We start from the raw sequence: 20,231 nt of genomic DNA, 5'->3' as shown, positions 1-20,231 counted from the left end.
AGGGGATCGGGGACACAAAAAAGCGGCCCCCGACGCCGAAGCATCGGGGGCCGCGAAACTAGCGCCGCAGGGGCGCCGGCCTGTAGGTCCGCCTAGTTGTACTGCGACTGGACGTCCTGCCGGTACTGCGCGCTCGGGTAGATCGCGATCTCGACGCGACGGTTGAGCGGCGACTCGCCCGGGATGCCGGCGAGCGGCTCCATCTCACCGCGGCCGTAGGCGTCGAGGCTCGACGCGCGCACGCCCTGAGCGATCAGGAAGTCGGAGACCGCGCGGGCGCGACGCTCGGAGAGCGACTGGTTAAAGTCCGTCGGGCCGTCCGTGGAGGCGTGGCCGACGATGACCGCGTCGTGGTCGGAGTACGTCCGCAGGCTCGACGCGAGGTCGCGCAAGTCGGCCTGGACGCCGGAGCGCAGGGTCGCCTGCCCGAGGTCGAACAGCAAGTCGTTGTCGAAGCGGATGGCGATGCCGGCCGTCTCGCCGTCCTCGCCCGGGACGGGCGTGACGGTGGCGTTCTCGAGCTCGCGGTCGAGCTCCTCGGCCTGCTTGTCCATCTGGCGGCCGATGACGGCGCCGGCGGTGCCGCCGACGGCCGCGCCGATGATGGCGCCGCGGGCGGTCGAGCCGGTAGCCCGGCCGATGACGCCGCCGACGACGGCGCCGGCGCCGGCGCCGACGGCCGCGCCGCGGCCCATGTTGGAGCAGGCGGGGAGGGCGGTGAGGCCGAACACGAGCATCAGCCCGGCGGCCAGCGTGTAGCGAAGGGAGTAGAGGGACATGGGGGTGGTGGGGTGGGGGGAGGGGTCGGGAGAAGAGCCGACCCTGATACGGTGCCATCCGGCTTCCAAGTTCCGTGCCCGGTGCTCCAGACCGCCGAAAACGGCGCGGAGGGGGCGATGGGGCGGGCTCGGCGGTGGACGGCGCGGCGCCCAGGGTGGACACCCCGACAGAGCCGCTGTGAGCGGCCGCAAGGTCACGGAGGGACGAGATGAGGAGGGGAGGAGGGGAGGAAGTGAGGAGCAGGGCTCGCGATTACCACGCCGGGTCTGGCCCCACCGACGAGCCTCGTTATTCCTCCCCTGCGTCCTCTTCTCGTCCGGCCCTCTTCTCCTCTTCTCTCGTCCAAGAGGCCGCCCAGCGGGATCGCCGACGCCCGCCCCCCGTAGCTTCCCGCCCCCTCTCCAGCACGCCCGACATGAAGCTCATCGTCCCCATGGCCGGCCGCGGCACGCGGCTCCGCCCTCACACGCACGTCACCCCCAAGCCGCTCCTGCCCGTCGTCGGCCGCACGATGGTCGAGCGCATCGTCGAGACGTTCGCGACGGCCATCGGCGACTTCGAGGAGGCCGTCTTCATCCTGGGCCCCGACTTCGGCGACGACGTCCGCGAGCAGCTCACGGAGATCTGCAGCCGGTTCGGGATCGAGGCCTCGTTCGGCGTCCAGGCCACGGCGCTCGGCACGGCCCACGCCATTGCCCAGGCCGGCGACAAGCTCGACGGCGAGTGCGTCCTCGTCTTCGCCGACACCCTGTTTACGATGGACGCCGCGCCCGACCTCGACGCGGACGCCGTCGTCTGGGTGATGGAGGTCGAGGACCCCTCGCGGTTCGGCGTCGTCGTCAAGGACGGCGCGCGGATCACAGACTTCGTCGAGAAGCCCGACACGCCGATCTCGAACGAGGCCATCGTCGGGATCTACTACGTCAAGGAGGGCCAGCGGCTCGGGCGCGAGATCCAGTACCTCATGGACAACGACGTGACGGGCAAGGGCGACGAGTTCCAGCTCACCGACGCGCTCGACCGGATGCTCAAGGACGGCGCGACGTTCAAGACGGCGAAGGTCACCGAGTGGCTCGACTGCGGGACCATCCCGGCCATCAAGGAGACGTCCCAGATCGTGCTCGGCCACGACGGCGAGTCGCGGACCGAGGGGACGGTCGAGAACAGCCGCATCATCGAGCCGGTCTTTATCGGCCCCGGCGCCGTCGTCAAGGACTCCGTCGTCGGCCCGTTCGCGGCCGTCCACGGGGGCGCGACGATCACCGAGTCGGCCGTCCGCAACACGATCGTGTTCGGCGACGCGACGATCGAGGGCTCGGCGCTCGACGGGTCGATGGTCGGCCACTCGGCCGACGTCCGCGGCTTCGCGGGGACGCTCAACATCGGCGACCACGCGACGGTCGGGCCGGAGGCCTAGCCCATCGGTTTCGGCCTGACTTCGCCTGCCACGCGGAAGCCCGCCCGCCGCTCGCGCGTTGAGCCCGCGATGCCCGACGACCCGACGCCCGCCGTCCTCCTCCACCCGCCCGACGCCGACGCCCGGCTCGGCTTCGACACCGTCCGCGACCGCCTCGTGGGGCTGGCGCGGACGCCGTACGGGCAGGACCGCCTGCGCACGCTGGCGCCCTCCGCCGACGCGTCGCTCGTGCGGGGCCGGCTGGCGCGGGGCGCCGAGATGGCCGACCTCGTCCGCGCGGGCGAGGCGCCGCCGATGCGCGAGATCGACCGGCTCGAGACCGTGCTGAAGCGCGTGCAGCCCAAGGAGTCGGCGGTCGACGGCGACGCCCTGCTGGCGGTCGCGCGTGTGCTGGAGACGGGGCGCCAACTCCACGACCACCTCCACCGCCGCCGCGAGCCGGCGCCGGGCCTGTACGAGATCGCGATGCGGATCGTGGTCCTCAAGGAGCTGGAGCAGCGGATCGGCCGGACGATCGGCGACGACGGCCGCGTCCGCGACGACGCCAGCCCCGAACTGCTCCGCCTGTCGCGCGAGCTCGCGAGCCGTCAGGGGCGCCTGCGGTCGACCGTCCTGGCGGCGCTGCGCGAGGCCGCCTCGAAGGGCTACGCGACCGAGGACCAGCCGACGATCCGGGGCGGCCGCGCCGTGATCCCGGTCCGCGCCGAGGCCAAGCGCAAGGTCGAGGGGTTCGTCCACGACGTGTCGTCGACGGGCCAGACGGTCTACATCGAGCCCGCGTCGGTCCTCGACCTCAACAACGAGATCCGCGAGCTGGAGCTGGAGCGCGGGAGGGAGATCCAGCGCGTGCTCCAACTCGTGAGCGGCCACGTCCGCCACCACCGCCGCGACATCGAGCGGACACTCGTGGCCATCGGCCACCTCGACGCGCTCGCGGCCGTGGGCCGGCTGGCGGCCGACCTCGACGCACTCGCCCCCGAGGTGGGGGAGGGCGGCCCGCTCGTGCTCATCAAGGCCCGGCACCCCGTCTTGCAACTGAGGGTGTCGGAGGCGGCCCAGCTGCCCGAGGCCGAGCGGCCGCGCGGGATCCCTGCAGAGGTCGTCCCACTCGACCTCACGCTCGGCGACGACGCGTGGACGCTCGTCATCACCGGGCCGAACGCGGGCGGCAAGTCGGTCGCGATGAAGACCGTCGGGCTGCTGTCGCTGATGGCCTCGCACGGGCTCCCCGTCCCCGCCGACCCCGGCACGCGCATCCCGCTCGTCACCGGCCTGTTCGTCGACCTCGGTGACCAGCAGTCGATTCAGGACGACCTGTCGACGTTCACGAGCCACCTGACGAACGTCCAGCGGATGCTGGAGGTCGCCGACGACCGCTCGCTGTGCCTGATCGACGAGGCGGGCACCGGCACGGACCCGGCCGAGGGCGGAGCGCTCGCGGAGGCCGTGCTGAGCCGGCTCACCAAGCGCCGCGCGATGACGGTCGTGACGACCCACATCGGGGCGCTCAAGGCGTTCGCGCACGACACCGACGGCGTCGCGAACGGCTCGATGGAGTTCGACCGCGCCGAGCTCGCGCCGACGTACCGCTTCCGCGCGGGCATCCCGGGCTCGTCGTACGCCTTCGAGATCGCCGACCGCGTCGGGCTCGACCGCCCCGTCGTCCGCGACGCCCGCTCGCTCGTGGGCGAGGGCAAGAGCACACTCGAGGACCTGATCGCCGAGTTCGAGGCGCGGACGACCGAGGCCGCGCGCCGCCAGGCCGAAGCCGAGGCCAAGCTGGCGGAGGCGCAGCGCATCCAAGCCGACTACGAGCAGCGCCTCGACCGCCTGCGCGCGGATGCCGAGAACCGCCGGGCCCAGGCGCTCGCGGAGGCCGACCGGATCCTGGCCGACGCGAACGCCGCCGTCGAGAACACCGTCCGCGAGATCAAGGAGGCCAAGGCCGAGCGCGAGGCGACCGTCGAGGCGCGCGAAAAGCTGGACCAGGCCCGCGCCGTCGTCCGAAAGCGGAAGGCCAAGGTCGAGCGCAAGGTGTCGGGCCGCGCCCGCCGCCAGCAGGCCGACGCGGCCGACGCGGGCCCGATCGCCGTTGGCGACCACGTCCGGCTCGACGCCGACGGGCCGGTCGGGGAGGTGCTGGCGCTGGAGTCCGGCGAGGCGCTGCTCGCGCTCGGCGCGCTGCAGAGCCGGGTCGACGCGAAACGGCTGACGAAGGTGGGCGGGCCGATGAAGCCGGGCAAGACGTTCACGCGGACGCCCGGCAAGGCGCGGCGCGGCGAGACGCGCTCGGCGGCCGTGTCGACGGCCTCGACGCGGATCGACCTGCGCGGGCAGCGCGTCGAGGACGCGCTCTCCATGGTGCAGCGGTTCGTCGACGACGCGCTCGTCGGGGGCATCCCGTCGGTCGAGATCCTGCACGGCAAGGGGACCGGCGCGCTCCGTGCGGCCATCCACCGCCAGCTCGGGCAGCGCCACGACTTGGCCGGGTTCGCGGCGGCGCCCTTCGACCGGGGCGGCGACGGCGTCACCATCGTCGACCTCACCTAAGGTGACCACTCCAGAGGGCAGCGTGTCCGCTCGCCGCGTCGGAGCGCCGGGCGCGAACGGCCCGGGCCCGTCCGTTGCCGTAACCGGACGCCACGGCCTACCTTTTGTACGTCCGCGTCCGGTCCCCAGTCTCCCCATGCGCTTCGCTCCGCCGGCCGCTCGTACCGCCGCGCTCCTCCTCGTCGTCCTGCTCGCCGGGAGCACTCCCGCCCAGGACGACGCGCTCAGCCGCGTGGCCGACGGGCTCGAAGCTGCGGACCCCGATGCTGTGCTGGCGGACGCCCCCGACCGCGTCGAGATCGTGCTGTTCGGCCAGGGCGGGATGTTCCGCCGCGCCCAGGCGACGCACGTGCTCCGCGACTTTTTCCGCCGCTACCCGCCCGTCCGCGTCGCCTTCTCGGAGCCCTCCTCCGGCGACGATGGGCAGTCCGCGACCGGCCGCTACTGGCCCCGCGCCGGGGGCGACGCCCTCAACGTCCGTGTCGTCCACCGGCTCGACGGCGACGATCTCGAGCTGGCGTCCATCCGCATCGATCAGCGCCCGGTTGTCCGCACCAGCGGCCGATAGGGGAGCGGCCCCGGCTGGCCTCGCGCCCGCCGCCTCGCACGCTCGATGCCCCACTCGCGGACGCCGCCGGAGCCGGTCGGCCCGCCTCGCCCCCCGGCCGGGCTAGCTTCTCGCGTGCCCCGTCCGTCCCCGCTGGTCCGCTTCCGCTCGGCGCCCCGACGGGCCCGGGTGTTCTGGCTTGTGACCGCGAGCCTGTCCGCGCTGTGCCTGGCGACCCTGGGCGTCGGCGCGTGGCGGGCGGCGACGGTGGGGCCAGAGGACGTCGAGCGGGCGCGCGAGGCGACGGCGACGCACGTCCGAGGAGAGCTGGAGGCCCTGGTCGCCCGGATGCGCCGCGACGCCGAGGCGATCGCCGCGATGCCCGAGGTCCGCGCCGCGCTCGCGGCCGACACGACGGTCGACGCCCGTGCGCTCGCGGCCCTCGGGGGGCGCCGGCAGGGGGCGCGCCAGTCGGTCGAGGTCGTCGCGCCCGGCGGCGCGATCGTGGCCTGGGACGGGCCCGACGTGCCGCGCGTGGTCGATCCGCCTCCGGACACGCTGCGCACGCAGACCATCCGCGACGACGCCAACCGGAGCGCGCTCGCGGTCTGGGTGCCGGTGGCGCAAGGTGGGCGCGTGATCGGGGCGGTTCGCGTGGCCCAGGTCGTCCAGGCGGCCGTCCCCGTGCGGAACCGCTACCTCCAGGACTACGACGTGGCCGACGCGTGGCGCCCGACGCCCGTCCCGTTCACGATCCGGTTCCCCGCCGCCGGCCCGGGCACCACGCTCGTCGGCCCCGACGGGACCGCCCTGGCGCGCGTCGACGTCGGCGTGCCGAGCGTGCCCGCGCTGGCGGCGGAGCGCCAGGAGGCCGCCCGGTCGCTGGCGGCCGTGTGGGCCGTCCTGCTGCTGGCGTGGCTCGTCGCCGGGCTGGGCGCGTTGTTGGCCCGCGCCGTTCGCGCCGCCCGGCTCACGGGGCGGTGGCGACCGGCCGTCGGGGCGCTCGCGGCGTTCGTCGGCGGGCTCGCCGCGACGCGCTGGGGCCTCCTCGCGCTCGACGTGCCGGTCCGCTGGCTCGACGAGGGCCGCCGCCCCGCCGCCCTCTTCGACCCCGCCCTGCTCGCCTCCGACTTCGGCTGGGGCGCCCTGCGCTCGCCGGGCGACCTCGCCGTCTCGGCCGCGGTCCTGCTCGTCGCTGCGGGGACCGCGTTCGCCGTGGCGCTCCGCACGCCGCGGCACCCACGGTCGCCGGCGGGCCATGCGCTCGGGCTGGCGGGCGTCGCCGCCGTCGCCTTCGGCGCCGTGTGGCTGGCGGGGCGGTGGGTCCACCACGCCGTGCTCGACGCGACGATCCCCTACGCCGACCAAGCCGGGCCGCTGCTGAGCGGTCCGATGGCCGCCGTGCTCGCCGGCCTGCTGGCGGTCCTGGCGGCCGCGCTGCTGACGGTCGGTGCGGCCGTCCTCGTCGTCCACCGGCGCGGGCCATGGGTGGGCGTCGCCGCGCTCGCGGGGGCGGGTGTGGCGGGGGCGCTGGGCGGGGCGCCGATCGTGCCGGCCCTCGTGCTCGCCGGGCTCGGCGCGCTGCTGGCGGTCGCCCTGTTCGACCACCCCTCGCGGTGGGCGCTGCCGCTCACGTTCCGGGGGACGCTGCTCGCCTCGGGCGTGCTCGCGCTCGTCCTGTTCGCGGCGATGCAGGAGCCCCTGCGCGAGCGGACCGCGCTCTTGCTTGCCGACGCGGCCTTCGCTTTTTCCGACAACCGCGACGATCGCGTGACGGCCGCCATCGACCAGGTCTTCGACGAGGCCCGCGCCGACGATGCGCTCGGGCCGGTCCTGCTCGACGCGCTCGCCGCCGTCGACTCGACGCGCCAGTCCAGCCCCGCCGCCGCCGACTCGTCGCGGCGTGCCGTCGACGCCCTCGCGGCCGGGCTCGTGTCGAGCTCGCTGCTCGGCTCGCTCGCGGACGTGGCGACGGAACTGCGAATTGTCGCGACGAGCGGCGACACGCTGGGGAGCTACGTCGAGCGCGGCGCGCAGACGACGGACGACGTGCTGGGCTACTCGGCCGTCCGGGCCGCGTACGCCGCCCGCGACGGCCGCCCGCGCGCGCTCCGCGTCCGCGCCCCGGTCGCTGAGCGGCGCGGCCTGCGCCGGACCGCCGCCGTCGGCCCGCTCCTCGACGGCGAGGAGACGGTCGCCTGGCTGTACCTCCGCGTCACCCCCCGGACCTCGCGCTTCCCGACTGAGACGCCGTTCCCCCGCGTGCTCGCGCCGACGGGCCTGTTCGGGCTCGACGACGAGGCGCTTGGCTACGCCGAGTACGACGACGGCGTGCTCGTCCGCCAGCGCGGCGCGGCCCCGCTCCGCCTCGACTCGACGGTCTACGCGGCGCTCGAAGACCGGGCGCGGTCGTACCGCCGGCCCGAGACGCTCGACGGCCGCCCCACGCTGGCGTACTACGAACGCCTGGGCGACGACGCGCGCGACGTGGTCTCGGTGCGCGCGCCGGCCGGCGACCGGCTCGACGCCCTCTTTGTGCTGCTCCGCCTGAGCCTGGCCGGGCTCGTGCTCGGCGCCGTCGTCGTCGTCGTCGGGCTGTACCTCCGGCGCCGGGCCGGGCTGTGGCCCGTCGCCCGGACGCGCTTCCGCGACAAGGTTCTGAACCGGTTCCTGATCGTCGGGCTCGCGAGCGTCGCGCTGACGGGCGTCGTCGGGCAGTCGGTGATCGTGGAGCAGAACCGCGAGGCCGTCCGCGACGCGCTCCGCCAGCGGCTGTCGCGCGCCGCCGCCGTCTACGCGGCCGAGCCCGACGCGCCGGGCCCGCGCCTGGACGCCGTGGCCGCCGCGCTCGGCGTCGACGTGCACCTCTACCAGGGCGCCTTGCTGGAGGCCACGAGCCGGCGCCAGCTCGTCCGCCAGCGGCTCATCGAGCCGCGCCTGCCCGGCGAGGTCTACGGCGCGCTCTACCTCGACGACCAGCCGTTCGCCTTTTCCGACGACCGCATCGGCACGTTCGCGTACACGACGGGCTACCTCGCCATCCCCGACTCGGCCGGCCGGCCCGCCGCCGCGCTCGCGATCCCGACGCTGTCCGAGCAGGCGGGCATCGAGGCCGGGCGCTCGCGCTACGTGGCGTACCTCTTCGGCGGGCTGCTGGCGCTGATGGCCGCGATCCTGGTCGTGGCCGTGCTGCTGGCGGGCCAGCTCACGCGGCCGTTCGGACGCCTGCGCGAGGGCCTCCGCGCCGTCGGTGCGGGCGAGGCCGACGACCCCATCCCGGTCGAGACGCGCGACGAGGTCGGCGAGCTCGTCGAGACGTTCAACGCGATGCAGGCAGCGCTGGCCGAGAGCCGTCGGCGGCTCGCAGAGCAGGAGCGCGAGATGGCCTGGAGCACCATGGCGAGGCAGGTCGCGCACGAGATCAAGAACCCGCTGATGCCGATGAAGCTGTCGGTGCAGCACCTCCAGCGGACGTTCTCGGCGCCCGACGAGGCCGCGCCGCCGGAGGAGGTCCGGTTTGCGGGCCAGTTCGAGCGGACGACGGGGATGCTGATCGACCAGATCGAGACGCTCGACCGGATCGCGTCGGACTTTTCGCGCTTTGCCCGGATGCCCAACCGGGCGCCCGAGTCGTTCGACCTCTCCGAGGTGGCCGAGGAGGCCGCGGCCCTGTTCGAGGGCCCGCTCGCCGAGACCCCGCGCGCCACGCTCGCCGTCGAGCTCTCGGCCGCGCCGCTACCCATCCTGGCTGACCGCGACGAGCTGCGCCGCGTGCTCGTCAACCTGCTGACGAACGCGCTCCAGGCCATCCCGGACCGCGCCGCGCCGGGCCGGATCGTTCTGGCGACCGTCGAGGAAGACGGCACCGCCGTGGCCCGCGTCACCGACGACGGCACCGGCATCGACGACGACGTGCGCGACCACGTGTTCGAGCCCAGCTTCTCGACGAAGACGAGCGGGATGGGGCTGGGGCTGGCGATCTCCAAGCGGGCCGTCGAGGCCTCGGCCGGCGCCATCACGTTCGAGACGAGCGCCGCCGGGACGACGTTCACCGTCCGCCTCCCGCTGGCGCCCGACGGGGAGATCCCGAGCGAGGCACGAGGGATGAGAAACGAGGAATGAGGGATCTGGATTGCAGCGCCAAGCCCACACTCGGCTCGCTAGCGCCTCTCGGAACGTCCCCTCTCCCTTCGGGAGAGGGACAACCGGGAGGTCGGCGCAGCCAGGGTGAGGGTGTAGACCGGCCGAGAGCCCACCCGCTGGCACGGGTCCAATCGCAAGCCAGTCTCTGCTTGCTCATAGCCTTGCTCGCGCTCGCCGCCTGCGCCACCCCGCCGCCGACCGACGCGGCCCTGCTCGCGCCCGCCCTCCCGACCGTCGCCGCCGAGCCCGGCCCGACGACGGGCACCATCGCCTTCGAGGACTCCGTCCACGCGCTCGCCGTCTTCGTCCGCTTCCCCGACGACACCGCGGATGCGGCTGAGTGGCCGATTCGCGAGGCCGACGGCGCCGAACGCGTGCCGGACTGGGGCGAGACGCTCCTTGTGGCCGACGCCGACGCGGTCGGGCGACTCCCCCGCAGCGACGGATCGCTGTCGGCCTACTTCTGGTGGCAGTCGCGGGGTGGGCCCGCCGGGCCGCACGTGCTGAGCGGCGAGGTGTGGCCCCGCGTCGACGGCCGCCCGGCCACGTTCGTCCCCTCGAAGTCCTCGACCGGCTATCGGGGTGGGGGCGCCAGCGGCTACGGCTGGCTCGTCGCCGAGCTGTTCGACACCCTCGTCGCCGATCCGGCCTTCGACATCACTCGCTTTGACGCGAACCGCGACGGCGAGCTCGACCACCTGATGCTGATCGTCCGCCGCGACCCCGGCGTCCGCGTGATGGGTGGCGTCGCAAATCTCTCGGGCGTCGACAGCCGTGCGGCGCGGACGTACGGCCGGCCGGCGGCCGCGCTCGCGTTCCAGCGCGGTGGGACGACGATCACCGTCGACCTCGGGACGCGCGGGTCGGGCGCCATCAGCTGGGTCGGCGGCGAGTACGCGCTGGGCACGCTCGGGCACGAGTACGGGCACATCCTGTTCGACATCGGGCACACGCCGATGATCACGCCGCCCGCGTTCCGCTCGGCCGTCAGCAACGACGTGCCGGCCGACGTCCCGGAGGCCACGGGCGCGTTCGCCTGCCAGTACAACCGGATGTGCGGCGGCGGCGCCAGCAACGGCGTGCCCTACGAGTCGTCGACCTACGACGGCACGCCGACGCTGGGGGGCTACGAACTGCGCCGCCAGGGCTGGGCGAATCGCATTGTGCTCGACGCCAGCCGGGACACCGCGGGCGTGCGCCTCCGGCCGCTCTACGGCACCGGTGACGTCGCGGTCGTCGGGCTCGCGCCGGGCTCGGGCGCCGATACGCTCAGTCTCGAGGTCCGCCGCCGCGACAACCCGTTCGACGCGCGGGCGCCGCTCGACCTGGGCGACCCGTACTACGGCCTCGTCTACCGCGACCTGCCTGCGGAGGGCCTGTTGGCGACGCTGACCTGGGGCGAGCCGTCCGGCCCGTGGGGCGCGTACCTGTTCGACTGGATGCCGCCCTCGAACGCGCTCGCGCCCGGCGGCAGCCGGTGCGACGGCACCTCGCCGGGCTGCACGCCGCCCTACGGCGCGCGGGCCGGCGACATGTGGGGACGGGGCGCGAGTCAGATCACACCCTGGACGCGTCCCAACGTCAGCGGCTACACACTCTACCCACAAGGCACGGCGCCCAACTGGTTCGGCATCACGCAGATCCGCGACCACGCCGACGGCTCGATGTCGTTCGACCTCGTCGCCGACGTGCGCCGCCAGCCGGTCGTCGAGATCGCCGTCGATTCGTGGATGGGGGCCGAGACCTCGGGGACGACGTTCCGCCAGCCGGTCCGCGTTGCGGCCGGGGCTACGCTCACCGTCTGGCAAGGGGCGACGGTGACGTTCGCGGGCGGGCTCGACGTGGCGCCGGGCGGGCGGTGCGTCTGCGAGCCCGGGGCGACCTGCGTGCGGTAGGGTCGGTCGTCGGTCGTCGGCGAGGAAGCCCACTGCATTCCGATCACCGACCACCGCGTACTGACGGCCTCAAGCCACCGGCTCGCGGAGGTACTCCAGCGTCCCCACCTCGGCGTCGAGGCGGGCGCGCAGGCCGATGGGGAGGGTGTACACCGGCGAGACGTGGCCGATCGGCGCGCCGAGGACCGACGGGCAGTCGTACTGCGCGAGGTGGCGCCGGATGGTCTCCTCGGCCGTCCACGCGCTCCCGCCGGAGCCGCACGACGAGCACTGACCGAACGCGATGCCCGCCGGCTCGCGCAGCGCCTCCGCCAGCTGGAGCTGGACCAGCATCCGGTCGATCCGGTACGCGTCCTCGCCGACCTCCTCGAAAAAGACGATGTGGTCGTCGAAGTCGGGCAGGAAGCCGGTCCCCGCCAGCGCCGAGAGCACGGTCAGGTTGCCGCCGACGACCGGCCCCTCGGCGATTCCCGGCCGGACGGTCTGGGTGCGGTCCCGGTTGCTCCGGGTCTCGGGCCCCAAGCGCGGCGGCTCGCCCTCGACGAGCGTCCGGACAAAGCTCTCCGACGTGAGCCCTTGCCACGTCGAGACGCCGACGGGCCCGTGGAAGGTGACCAGCCCGGTCCGCGCGTAAATGGCGACCAGGAGCGAGGTGATGTCGGAGTAGCCGACGATGGGCTTGGGGTGGGCCGCGATCGCGTCGTAGTTGAGGAGCGGCAGGATCCGGGCGGCGCCCCACCCGCCGCGCACGCCGACGACGGCGTCGACCTCAGGGTCGGTCACCATCGCCATGAAGTCGCGGGCGCGAGCGGCGTCGGTGCCGGCCAAAAAACCGTTCCGGCTGAGCACGGCGCGGCCGACGCGGACGCGGAAGCCGAGCCCCTCGAGCGCGGCGACCGACTCGTCGAGCTGGTCGGGCCCCCGGAGCACGCCCGCTGGCGCCACGAGCCCGACGACGCCGCCCTCGGGCAGACGCGGCGGCACGATCACCGGCCGCTCGGCGGCGATCCGCTGGATCTGGCCCGCTCTCGGCGCGGCCATGATCTCGGCGCCCTCGGTCGGCAGCGCGGCGACGGGCGGGGCGGGCGAGCCGGGGACGGGCGGCGTGGGCCGGGCGCCGATGCCGACGCTCCACGGGCCGAGCCCGGTGCCGCACCCGGCGAGAGGGGCGCCGGCGGCCACCAGGCCGAGCGCGCGCAGAACGTCGCGGCGGGAGCGGGAGGGGGGCATCGGGGGGACGCGGTGTAGGCGGAACGTACGGCGTGCGGCAGAGCCGCTTTGCCGTAGAGCGCGCAGGATTTCAGGAACGCCGGCCGGGGCGCTGCCGCGCGGGGGCACGCGCCCGATTGCACGCCCGCGTGCCGGGCCTCCGGCGCCCGGGCCCCCGCTACCTTTCCGGCGTCTCCCCCCGACGCCCGTGTCTCGCATCATCCACGCCGGCGACACGCCGGCCAAGCGCCGCCGCGCCCACACCCGCGCCGCCGCCGAGTCCATCCGCCGGCTCGCCGAGCGGCCCAGCCTGGCGACCGCCACCTTCGACGCCGAGGCGCGCGACCTGGTCGCCTACCTCGCCTTCCACCTCCGCGGCATCGGCAAGACGATCGAGGACGCCGCCCAGTCGTGGGACGACCGCAACTACTGGCGCAAGTCCGAGAAGCTGCGCGCCGACTACCGCTGGGCCCCGCAGGCGGCCGAGCGGATCGAGGCGCTCGCGGTCGCCGACGACTGGGAGCCGGTCGTGCAAGAGCTGCTGGCGCTGATCCCTCGGTTTGCGGACGTCACGATCGCCAAGATGACGCGGGACGCCGACCACTGGGTGGGGGCGTACCGTGCGCTCGTCCGGCGCCACGCGACGTGAGCGCGCTCCGCACCCGGACGGAAGGCGGCCGGACGCTCGTTCACGACCCGGTCCGCCGCCGCTGGGTGGCGCTCACGCCCGAGGAGGGCGTCCGCCAGCACCTCCTCGCCGACCTGCTGGCGCTGGGGTACCCCGTCGGCCTGCTCGCCGTCGAGAAGGGGTTGGTGTACGCGGGGTCGTCGTGGCGGGCGGACGTGGTGGCGTACGGCCGCGACCAGCGCCCGGCGCTGCTCGCGGAGTGCAAGGCGCCCGGCGTGCCCATCGACCAGTCGACGTTCGACCAGCTCGCGCGGTACAACGCCGTGCTCGACGCGCCGACGCTCGTCGTCGACAACGGCGCGGCGCGGTACTGCTGCGTCCGCGGCGAGGCGGGCTGGCGGTTCGTCGACGCGATCCCGGCGTTCGGGGCCGAGCTCTGACTCAGCGCGCCCCCCGCTCGCGCCAGAACGCGGCGACGCCGTCCCGAAACAGCGTCGCGCCACCCTGCGACGGGTGCCGCACATAGATCGGCTCGGCGCCGACGGCCTGCAGCGCGCCCTCGGCCTTGCGCCCGACCGCCAGCACGGCCTCGGGCGCCAACACCCCGAGCACGTCCGCCAGCAGCCCGTGCCAGCGCCGCACCTCCCTCGCGCCCGGCGTGCGGATCGTCAACGGCTCGTCCGCGCGGTGCGGGTGGAACGGGACGGCGTTCCACGTCCAGAACCGGCCCCAGTGGGGGAGCATCGCGCCCCAGTAGATCCCGCCGCTCATCTCTCGGACGGGCTCGCCGGACTGCGCGAACCGCGCCGACGACGGGCGCCCGTCGACCGGGAAGTCGGGGTCGAGCAGCTGGCGCTCGTTGGTGAACGGGATCCCCGAGAACCGGCACCCCCACGGCCCGGGCGCCTCGGCCACGACGAGCACGTCGGGCCGCCCGCCCGGCGCGGCGCCCGCGACGGCTTGGACGGCCGCTTCCAGGTTCGCGCGGCGCACCGCTGGCGCGTCCGGCGCGTCGTGGGTGTCCGAGTCGCGGTACGGGTTGAACAGCCGGTCGCCGGCGGGCTCGTCGTAGAGCTGGGCGCGGAAGAGGTCGGAGAGCGGCTGGCGCCAGTCGGACATGGGGTAGGGGAGAGGCGAGCGTGGCAACCTCGGATCGCCCGCGTGCGGCGAGGCTGAATTTCCGTGCCCCCCCCGTCGCCTCAGTTCCCGAAGCGCGCGTTCACCACCTGGTTGTAGATCGACCCGAACGAGTACGAGATGCCCGCCGAGGCGAAAAAGTTGAACCCGGTCGGGAGCTCCTGGTCGCCCGTCAGGATCTCGCCGTCGTCGGCGCGCTGGGCCGGGAGGTTGATCTGGTCGCGGACGAACGAGTAGTTGCCGTTGAGGCGCAGGTTGAGGCCCCGGAACAGCCGGAGGTCGATGCCGCCGCCGATGGAGAGGTTGTACTTGTCGGGCCGCGAGAGGTACTGCGAGGCCTCGCTGAAGATGTCGACCGAGCCCCACGACTGCGCGAACTCGGCGGCGGCGACGAGCGAGTGGATCGGGAGGACCGCCGAGGTCTCCAGGAAGATAGTCGTGTCCTGGTACGCCACGGCCTCGACGCCGGCGGCGTAGAGGAACCGGAGCTGGCGCTGGGTCGACTCGGCGTACGGGTACACGTTGTACTCGACGGCCGGGCCGCCCTGGAACCGCACGTCGTAGTTCGAGAACGTCGACCGCGACAGGTCGGCCTTGCCGCCGACGGACCAGTGGTCGGTGACGGCGGCGACGGCCGACGAGTTGAGCCCGTAGTTGGCGTTGTCGCTCACGAACGTGCTCCCGTCGCTGAGCTCGAACTCCTGCCGGTTGTAGCTGATGCGCGGGCGGATCGACACCTTGAGCGCCTCGGTCACGCGCCGGGCCTGAAACGAGCCGTTCACGTTGTAGAAGAGCGACTGCGACTGGCCGTTGGCGAACCCGTTGCCGTTGACGCGGAAGACCCAGCTGTTCCACGGGTCGACGACCTCGTCGGCCTCAGCCTCCTCGACCTCGGGGGCGGCGTAGGTGACCGCCAGCCGGTCCGCCAGCCCGGTCCGCGAGGCGAACCCGGCGAGCCCGACCGCGAGGCGGCTCAGCAGCGTCCGCCGCTGGTCGTCGTCGGAGGCCGCCGGGGGGGAGGTGGCCACGAGCGTGTCGCGGCGGCCCGCCAGCCGCGGCGAGCGGCCCTCGAACAGCAACGTGTACCGGTCGCCGCCGCCGCCGGTGTTCTCGCGCACCACGAGCACGTAGACGGCCGCGTCGGCGGGGTCGCGCACGAAGCGGGCGAAGCCGATCTCGGTCTGGAAAAAGTCCGTGTCGCAGCCGGGCACGTAGCCGGGGCAGTCGACGAACGTGGTGAGCCGGTCCTGGGCGACGGCAGCAGACGAGAGGAGCAGGGCCAGCACGGCGAGCGAGACGAGGCGCATCGGGCGATCGAGTGTTTGGGGGGACGCGGCAGAGTTTAGACACGCGGCAGAGGGCCGTGTCGCTCTCCGGGTGATCGAACGGGGGCAACTCCTCTACAGCAATGCCTGCGAATCGGTCGCGCGGCGGCGGCGCCCTCGATGTGAAAGCGCTTTCTCACGGCGGTCACGTTCTGAGCCCGCGGGCTTGCGATCTTGCCGTCCCGCCCCTCCCTGACGATGGACTTTACCCGCATCGGCGTGTTCACCTCCGGTGGCGACGCCCCCGGCATGAACGCCTGCATCCGGGCGGCCGTCCGCCGCGCCATCGCCGAGGGCCTCGAGGTCGTCGGCATCAAGCGCGGCTACGCCGGGATGATCGAGGGGGATTTGGTCGAGATGGACCGGCAGTCGGTCTCGAACATCCTGCAGCACGGGGGCACGATCCTGAAGAGCGCCCGGAGCGAGGCGTTCCAGACGCCCGAGGGCCGGGCCATCGCCGCGCGCCAGCTCGCGCTCGCCGGCGTCGACGCGCTCGTGGCGATCGGCGGCGACGGCACGCTTCAGGGCGCCACGCACCTCGCGAATGAGCACGGGATCGCCGTCGTGGGCTGCCCCGGCACCATCGACAACGACCTCTTCGGCACCGACGAGACCATCGGGTTCGACACGGCGCTCAACACGGCGCTCGAGTCGATCGACAAGATCCGCGACACGGCCGACGCCCACGACAGGCTGTTCCTGGTCGAGGTGATGGGCCGCGACACCGGGTTCATCGCCCTCGCGTGCGGGATCGGCGGGGGCGCCGAGCTGGTCCTGATCCCCGAGATGCTGACGGACGTGGGCGCCATCAAGGAGCGAATTCTGTCGCTGATGACCTCGCAGTCGCGGTCGAGCATCGTCGTCGTCGCCGAGGGCGACGAACTCGGCGGGGCCCACACGATCCGCCAGGCGCTGGCGGAGGACCCGGCGTTCGACCGGATCGACACGCGCGTCTCCGTGCTCGGCCACATCCAGCGCGGCGGCTCGCCGACGGCGCGCGACCGGGTGCTGGCGTCGCGGCTCGGCGCGGCGGCCGTCGAGGCGCTCGTCGAGGGGCACGCGGGCGTGATGGTCGGGATCGTCAACAACGACCTCAAGCTGACCCCGATGCGGAACGTCTGGAGCCGCAAGAAGGACATCGACTACGACCTCCTCCAGCTGACGGCGCTGCTGAGCTAGGCCGGGCGACAGGCCGCAGGCGACGGGAGCGCGAGCCGGTTCGCGGTGGTCAGCCGTCTTCTCTAAAGACGCCGCCCCACCATTCGTTCTCCGAGCCCTCGTCGCGCAGCGCCCGGCCCGCCTCGGCGAGCCGCTCGACCACGCGGTCGCGCTCGGTCGCCAGCAGGCCCGAGAGGACGAGCGTTCCGCCCGCCGAGAGCCGGAGCAGGTCGGCGAGCATCGGCTCCATGATGGACCGGATGACGTTGCAGACGACGAGGTCGAAGCTGGACTCGGGCACGACCTCGACCGAGCCCTCGCGGACTTCGAACCGGTGGCCGACGCCGTTCCGGTCGGCGTTCTCGCGTCCGTTCGTCACGCTCCACGGGTCCACGTCGACGCCGACGGCACTCGCGGCGCCGAGCCGGAGCGCGGCGATCGCGAGCACGCCCGTCCCGGTTCCCACGTCGAGCACGGTGGCGTCGGGCGCGACGGCGTCCGCGAGCAGGCGCAGGCAGATCCGCGTCGTCTCGTGGTACCCGGTCCCGAACGCCATCTTGGGGTCGATCCGGAGCACGACGGCGTCGGAGTCGGGCACCTCCGTCCACGTCGGGGCGACGACGAACGGGCCGGCGGTGACGGGCTCGAGGCTGGCCTCCCACGTCGCGTTCCAGTCCTGGTCGGCGATCGTCTCGACCGTCACGGCTCCGGCCGCCAGGCCGTAGGCGTCGGCGAGCCCGTGGACAGCCTCCGTCGTGGGTCCGTCCCACCGCGGGGCGGGGGCGTAGGCGACCAGGTCGTCGGGCGTGTCCTCGAAGGCGTCGAAGCCGAGGTCGGCGAGGGCGGCGACGAGCGGCTCGCGGACGTCGTCGGGCGCGGCGAGGGAGAGGCGGATCGTGTCGGGCATCCGCGCCTACGCCGCGCGGCGCGCGCGGTGCCGGGGCTGGCGCCAGCGGGATGGCTCAGCGTAGAGAGTCCCCCTCGCTCGCGGGACCGCCAACGGCCCAGACCCGACCTCCCTTCCCGGACGGGAGAAGTTGGGGGAGAGTGACGGGCACAGCGCCAGCGGACCGGCCGGCGCCGGCCCCGCTCAGCGCAGGCGGAACGTGACGGGGACGGTGAATCGGACCCGGACCGGCCGGCCGCCCTGCGTGCCTGGCGTAAACCGGCTGCCGAGCACGGCCTGGATGGCCGCCTCGGAGAGCAGGTCGTCGGGCGACCGGACGGCCTCCGGGTCCACGACTTGGCCCTGCTCGTCGACGACGAACTGGACGACCACCTGCCCTTCGAGGCCGCGGCGCCGCGCCAGCTCGGGGTAGCGGACGCGCTCCTGCAGCCCGTCGAGGCCTCCGATGAGCACGGGCTGCACCTCCGCGACATCGAGCACCCCGTCGACATCGACGGCGGGCGGGGCTGGCGGAACGGGCGGGGCCGGGGGCGCCACGCCGCCGACCGGGCCCGGAGCGGACTCGCGATACACGCGCGCGCCCCACAGGACGCGGCTGTCCGGCCCGAAGTCGCCGAACGAGCGGCTGCCGTCGGAGGTGTAGCGCAGGTCGTAGGTGCCCGGCTCCAGGCGGACGGGGCCGATGTACTGGCGGTGGAAGTCGCTCCCGCCGCCGGCCTGCGTGTTGGCCCGCGTCATCTCCCAGACGACCGTCCCGTCGGCCCGGACGATCTGGGCGTAGTCGTAGCGCGTCGACGACGAGATCTCGCCGGCCGCGAAGACGCGGACCGGGCCCGCGCGCGAGACGGTAAAGCGCTGGGCGCGGTCCTCGTCGTTCCCAACCTCGTCGATGGCGGCCATCAGCAGGTTGTCGGCCGGGAAGACCAGGTCCGGGGCCTCGCCGGTGTCGTCGTCGACGTCCACGTTCGCGAGCGGCGTCGTGGTGGTGCGGACGCCCAACGCGGCAATGTCGAGGCCGGGGTCGAGGGCGTAAAGGGCCGCGCCCCACAGGCCGTCGTCCGGCTCGCCGCCGTTGTTGTAGCCGCTCACGCAGTCGTGCGAGCCGTCGGTCACGTAGCGGAGGCGGTACGTGCCGGGCGCCAGCGACAGGGCCTCGACCGCGCGCTTGTTCTTGTCGGACCCACCGGCGGCCGAGAGGGCCGCCTCCTTCTGGGTCCACTCGCCGTCCCAGTCGCCGTCGTCGTCGTCGCGGCGGTCGAGCGTGGCGTAGTCGTAGGCTGTGCCCGAGGTGATCTCGCCGACGGCGACGACCAGCAGGTCCGTCTCGGCCGCGAGCGTGAACGTGGCGGAGGCCTCGCTGTCGGGCCCGACGCACGCGAAGCGGGCGACGACGGGGAGGTCGACGTCGGCCACGTCGAGCGGCCCGGCGACGCCGGTGCCGGCCGTCACGCGCAGGCCCCAGTTCCCGGGAAACCACGGAGGGTTGGCGGTCCAACCGCGGTAGGCGTGCGAGCGGTCGGTCTCGAAGGCGACCCGGTACAGGCCCGGCGCCAGCGACACGGAGTCGGTGAGCACGCGGTTCTTGAGCGAGCCGCCGGCCCAGGCGCCCGGCCCGCGCGAGGTCCAGACGGTGTCGCGGTCGCCCAGCCGCACGATCGAGCCGAGGTCGGCCACGACGCCGTCGGTGATCTCGGTCACGGCGCGGACGCCGATCCGGGCGGCCTCGCGAACGTGGAGGAGCCCCTCGGGGTGCTGGCGGTCGCGCACGGCGAGCCCGTCCCAGAGCACACCCGCGGGCGGGTCGAGACTGTCGGGCGAGCGGTCGATGGCGGCCTCGCCGACGGCGGAGACGAGGAACCGCCAGCGCCCGGCGTCGCCGACCCAGGTCCGCCCGCCCCGGCTCAAGAACGCGCGGACGCGGTCGCCCAGCGATTCGCCCCGGGGCTCGGCGCGGACGAGCGGGTCGCCGAACGAGGTGAAGTAGGCCGTGTACGTGCCCGCTTCGAGCGTGATCGTGTCCTTGACGGCGACGAGCGTCCCGCGCTCCGGGCGCGGCGCCCGCATCTGCCAGGCCACGGTCTCGTCGTCGAGCCGCACGATCCAGCCGTACGCCGCGAGCGTGGTGTCCGACGCTGGCGTGCCGGCCTCCTCGTACGAGCCGGCGACGTCGATCGCCAGACGAGCCGGGGCCTCGACGCGGAAGGTCTCCGACTCGAGGTCGTCGGCGTCGAGGCCGGTCATCCCCACAATCGCGCCCGACGGCCCCGACGTCAGTTGGACGACCGCGAACACGGCGACGCCGAGGAAACCGACCAGGAGCAGGCGGGACAGGAAGGTGCGCAAGGGGGAGGGGGGAGGACGGGGGCGCTACGGGGGGCAGGCGCCGGGGTTGCCCGGCGGGCGGCGGGCCCCCGATATATTCGCAACCCCGCGCCGCGCGTGCCGAACACCGTCGCCTGCCCCCCCCCGCCCTGACGACGACCGCCCCCGCCCGACGCGCCCTGCGCCTCCCCGCCCCGACCTCGGGGCGGCGGG

14 protein-coding genes are annotated in these 20,231 nt (G+C 74.1%); 8 read left to right on the top strand and 6 right to left on the bottom strand.

What is annotated here, in order from left to right; translation table 11 throughout:
- Positions 1-92 precede the first annotated feature (92 nt).
- Positions 93-779 (bottom strand): OmpA family protein, encoded by a 687-nt coding sequence (locus ACLIRP_RS10455; RefSeq protein ID WP_412060393.1) that lies wholly within the window; start codon positions 777-779, stop codon positions 93-95.
- A 416-nt stretch (positions 780-1,195) separates the two neighbouring features.
- Here ACLIRP_RS10455 and ACLIRP_RS10450 point away from each other — a divergent pair, with 416 nt between their 5' ends.
- From ACLIRP_RS10450 to ACLIRP_RS10430, 5 genes are all read left to right on the top strand, one after another.
- On the top strand, positions 1,196-2,197 hold the full coding sequence (locus ACLIRP_RS10450; protein WP_412060392.1) for a sugar nucleotidyltransferase: 1,002 nt from the start codon (positions 1,196-1,198) through the stop codon (positions 2,195-2,197).
- Positions 2,198-2,266: 69 nt separating this feature from the next.
- Positions 2,267-4,747, top strand: coding sequence for an endonuclease MutS2 (locus tag ACLIRP_RS10445; RefSeq protein WP_412060391.1), 2,481 nt, complete (start codon positions 2,267-2,269; stop codon positions 4,745-4,747).
- A gap of 136 nt (positions 4,748-4,883) precedes the next feature.
- Positions 4,884-5,315: a DUF4783 domain-containing protein gene (locus tag ACLIRP_RS10440; protein ID WP_412060390.1), complete on the top strand. Its 432-nt coding sequence runs from the start codon at positions 4,884-4,886 to the stop codon at positions 5,313-5,315.
- A gap of 114 nt (positions 5,316-5,429) precedes the next feature.
- Positions 5,430-9,416: an ATP-binding protein gene (locus tag ACLIRP_RS10435; RefSeq protein ID WP_412060389.1), complete on the top strand. Its 3,987-nt coding sequence runs from the start codon at positions 5,430-5,432 to the stop codon at positions 9,414-9,416.
- Between the two features lie 182 nt (positions 9,417-9,598).
- On the top strand, positions 9,599-11,332 hold the full coding sequence (locus tag ACLIRP_RS10430; RefSeq protein ID WP_412060388.1) for a hypothetical protein: 1,734 nt from the start codon (positions 9,599-9,601) through the stop codon (positions 11,330-11,332).
- Positions 11,333-11,401: 69 nt separating this feature from the next.
- Here the strand turns inward: ACLIRP_RS10430 and ACLIRP_RS10425 are convergent, their stop codons facing one another.
- The gene (locus ACLIRP_RS10425) at positions 11,402-12,562 is read right to left on the bottom strand and encodes a S66 peptidase family protein (RefSeq protein ID WP_412060387.1); all 1,161 of its coding nucleotides are present in this window, start codon (positions 12,560-12,562) and stop codon (positions 11,402-11,404) included.
- 187 nt (positions 12,563-12,749) lie between these two features.
- Here ACLIRP_RS10425 and ACLIRP_RS10420 point away from each other — a divergent pair, with 187 nt between their 5' ends.
- Together ACLIRP_RS10420 and ACLIRP_RS10415 are read left to right on the top strand one after the other, a co-directional pair.
- A complete protein-coding gene (locus tag ACLIRP_RS10420) occupies positions 12,750-13,190 on the top strand; it encodes a hypothetical protein (RefSeq protein WP_412060386.1) in 441 nt (146 codons plus the stop codon).
- Entirely contained in the window at positions 13,187-13,609 is a 423-nt protein-coding gene (locus tag ACLIRP_RS10415; protein WP_412060385.1) for a type I restriction enzyme HsdR N-terminal domain-containing protein, read from the top strand. The genes ACLIRP_RS10420 and ACLIRP_RS10415 overlap by 4 nt, the downstream gene beginning before the upstream one ends.
- Position 13,610: 1 nt before the next feature.
- Here ACLIRP_RS10415 and ACLIRP_RS10410 read toward each other — a convergent pair whose 3' ends face one another.
- Both ACLIRP_RS10410 and ACLIRP_RS10405 read right to left on the bottom strand, forming a co-directional pair.
- Positions 13,611-14,288, bottom strand: coding sequence for a uracil-DNA glycosylase (locus ACLIRP_RS10410; RefSeq protein WP_412060384.1), 678 nt, complete (start codon positions 14,286-14,288; stop codon positions 13,611-13,613).
- 80 nt (positions 14,289-14,368) lie between these two features.
- Entirely contained in the window at positions 14,369-15,613 is a 1,245-nt protein-coding gene (locus tag ACLIRP_RS10405) for a hypothetical protein (RefSeq protein WP_412060383.1), read from the bottom strand.
- 216 nt (positions 15,614-15,829) lie between these two features.
- On the opposite strand from ACLIRP_RS10405, the gene pfkA reads away from it, so the two are divergent.
- Complete coding sequence (gene pfkA, locus ACLIRP_RS10400) at positions 15,830-16,810, top strand: 6-phosphofructokinase (RefSeq protein WP_412060382.1); 981 nt, start codon at positions 15,830-15,832, stop codon at positions 16,808-16,810.
- A 49-nt stretch (positions 16,811-16,859) separates the two neighbouring features.
- Here pfkA and prmA read toward each other — a convergent pair whose 3' ends face one another.
- Together prmA and ACLIRP_RS10390 are read right to left on the bottom strand one after the other, a co-directional pair.
- Complete coding sequence (gene prmA / locus ACLIRP_RS10395; RefSeq protein WP_412060381.1) at positions 16,860-17,696, bottom strand: 50S ribosomal protein L11 methyltransferase; 837 nt, start codon at positions 17,694-17,696, stop codon at positions 16,860-16,862.
- A gap of 183 nt (positions 17,697-17,879) precedes the next feature.
- A complete protein-coding gene (locus tag ACLIRP_RS10390) occupies positions 17,880-20,039 on the bottom strand; it encodes an energy transducer TonB (protein ID WP_412060380.1) in 2,160 nt (719 codons plus the stop codon).
- Between the last annotated feature and the right edge of the window lie 192 nt (positions 20,040-20,231).

Origin of the sequence: Rubrivirga halophila (genome assembly GCF_046845755.1) — a bacterium.
Classification (GTDB): Bacteria; Bacteroidota; Rhodothermia; order Rhodothermales; family Rubricoccaceae; genus Rubrivirga.
The sequence above is the reverse complement of the archived record's forward strand: the minus strand, read 5'-3'. Positions and strand labels throughout refer to the sequence as shown.

Coding starts and splice junctions, on each gene's coding strand:
- ACLIRP_RS10410 (WP_412060384.1), bottom strand. CDS start 14,288: ATGTCCGACTGGCGCCAGCCGCTCTCCGACCTCTTCCGCGCCCAGCTC.
- ACLIRP_RS10440 (WP_412060390.1), top strand. CDS start 4,884: ATGCGCTTCGCTCCGCCGGCCGCTCGTACCGCCGCGCTCCTCCTCGTC.
- ACLIRP_RS10455 (WP_412060393.1), bottom strand. CDS start 779: ATGTCCCTCTACTCCCTTCGCTACACGCTGGCCGCCGGGCTGATGCTC.
- prmA (WP_412060381.1), bottom strand. CDS start 17,696: ATGCCCGACACGATCCGCCTCTCCCTCGCCGCGCCCGACGACGTCCGC.
- pfkA (WP_412060382.1), top strand. CDS start 15,830: ATGGACTTTACCCGCATCGGCGTGTTCACCTCCGGTGGCGACGCCCCC.
- ACLIRP_RS10405 (WP_412060383.1), bottom strand. CDS start 15,613: ATGCGCCTCGTCTCGCTCGCCGTGCTGGCCCTGCTCCTCTCGTCTGCT.
- ACLIRP_RS10450 (WP_412060392.1), top strand. CDS start 1,196: ATGAAGCTCATCGTCCCCATGGCCGGCCGCGGCACGCGGCTCCGCCCT.
- ACLIRP_RS10425 (WP_412060387.1), bottom strand. CDS start 12,562: ATGCCCCCCTCCCGCTCCCGCCGCGACGTTCTGCGCGCGCTCGGCCTG.
- ACLIRP_RS10445 (WP_412060391.1), top strand. CDS start 2,267: ATGCCCGACGACCCGACGCCCGCCGTCCTCCTCCACCCGCCCGACGCC.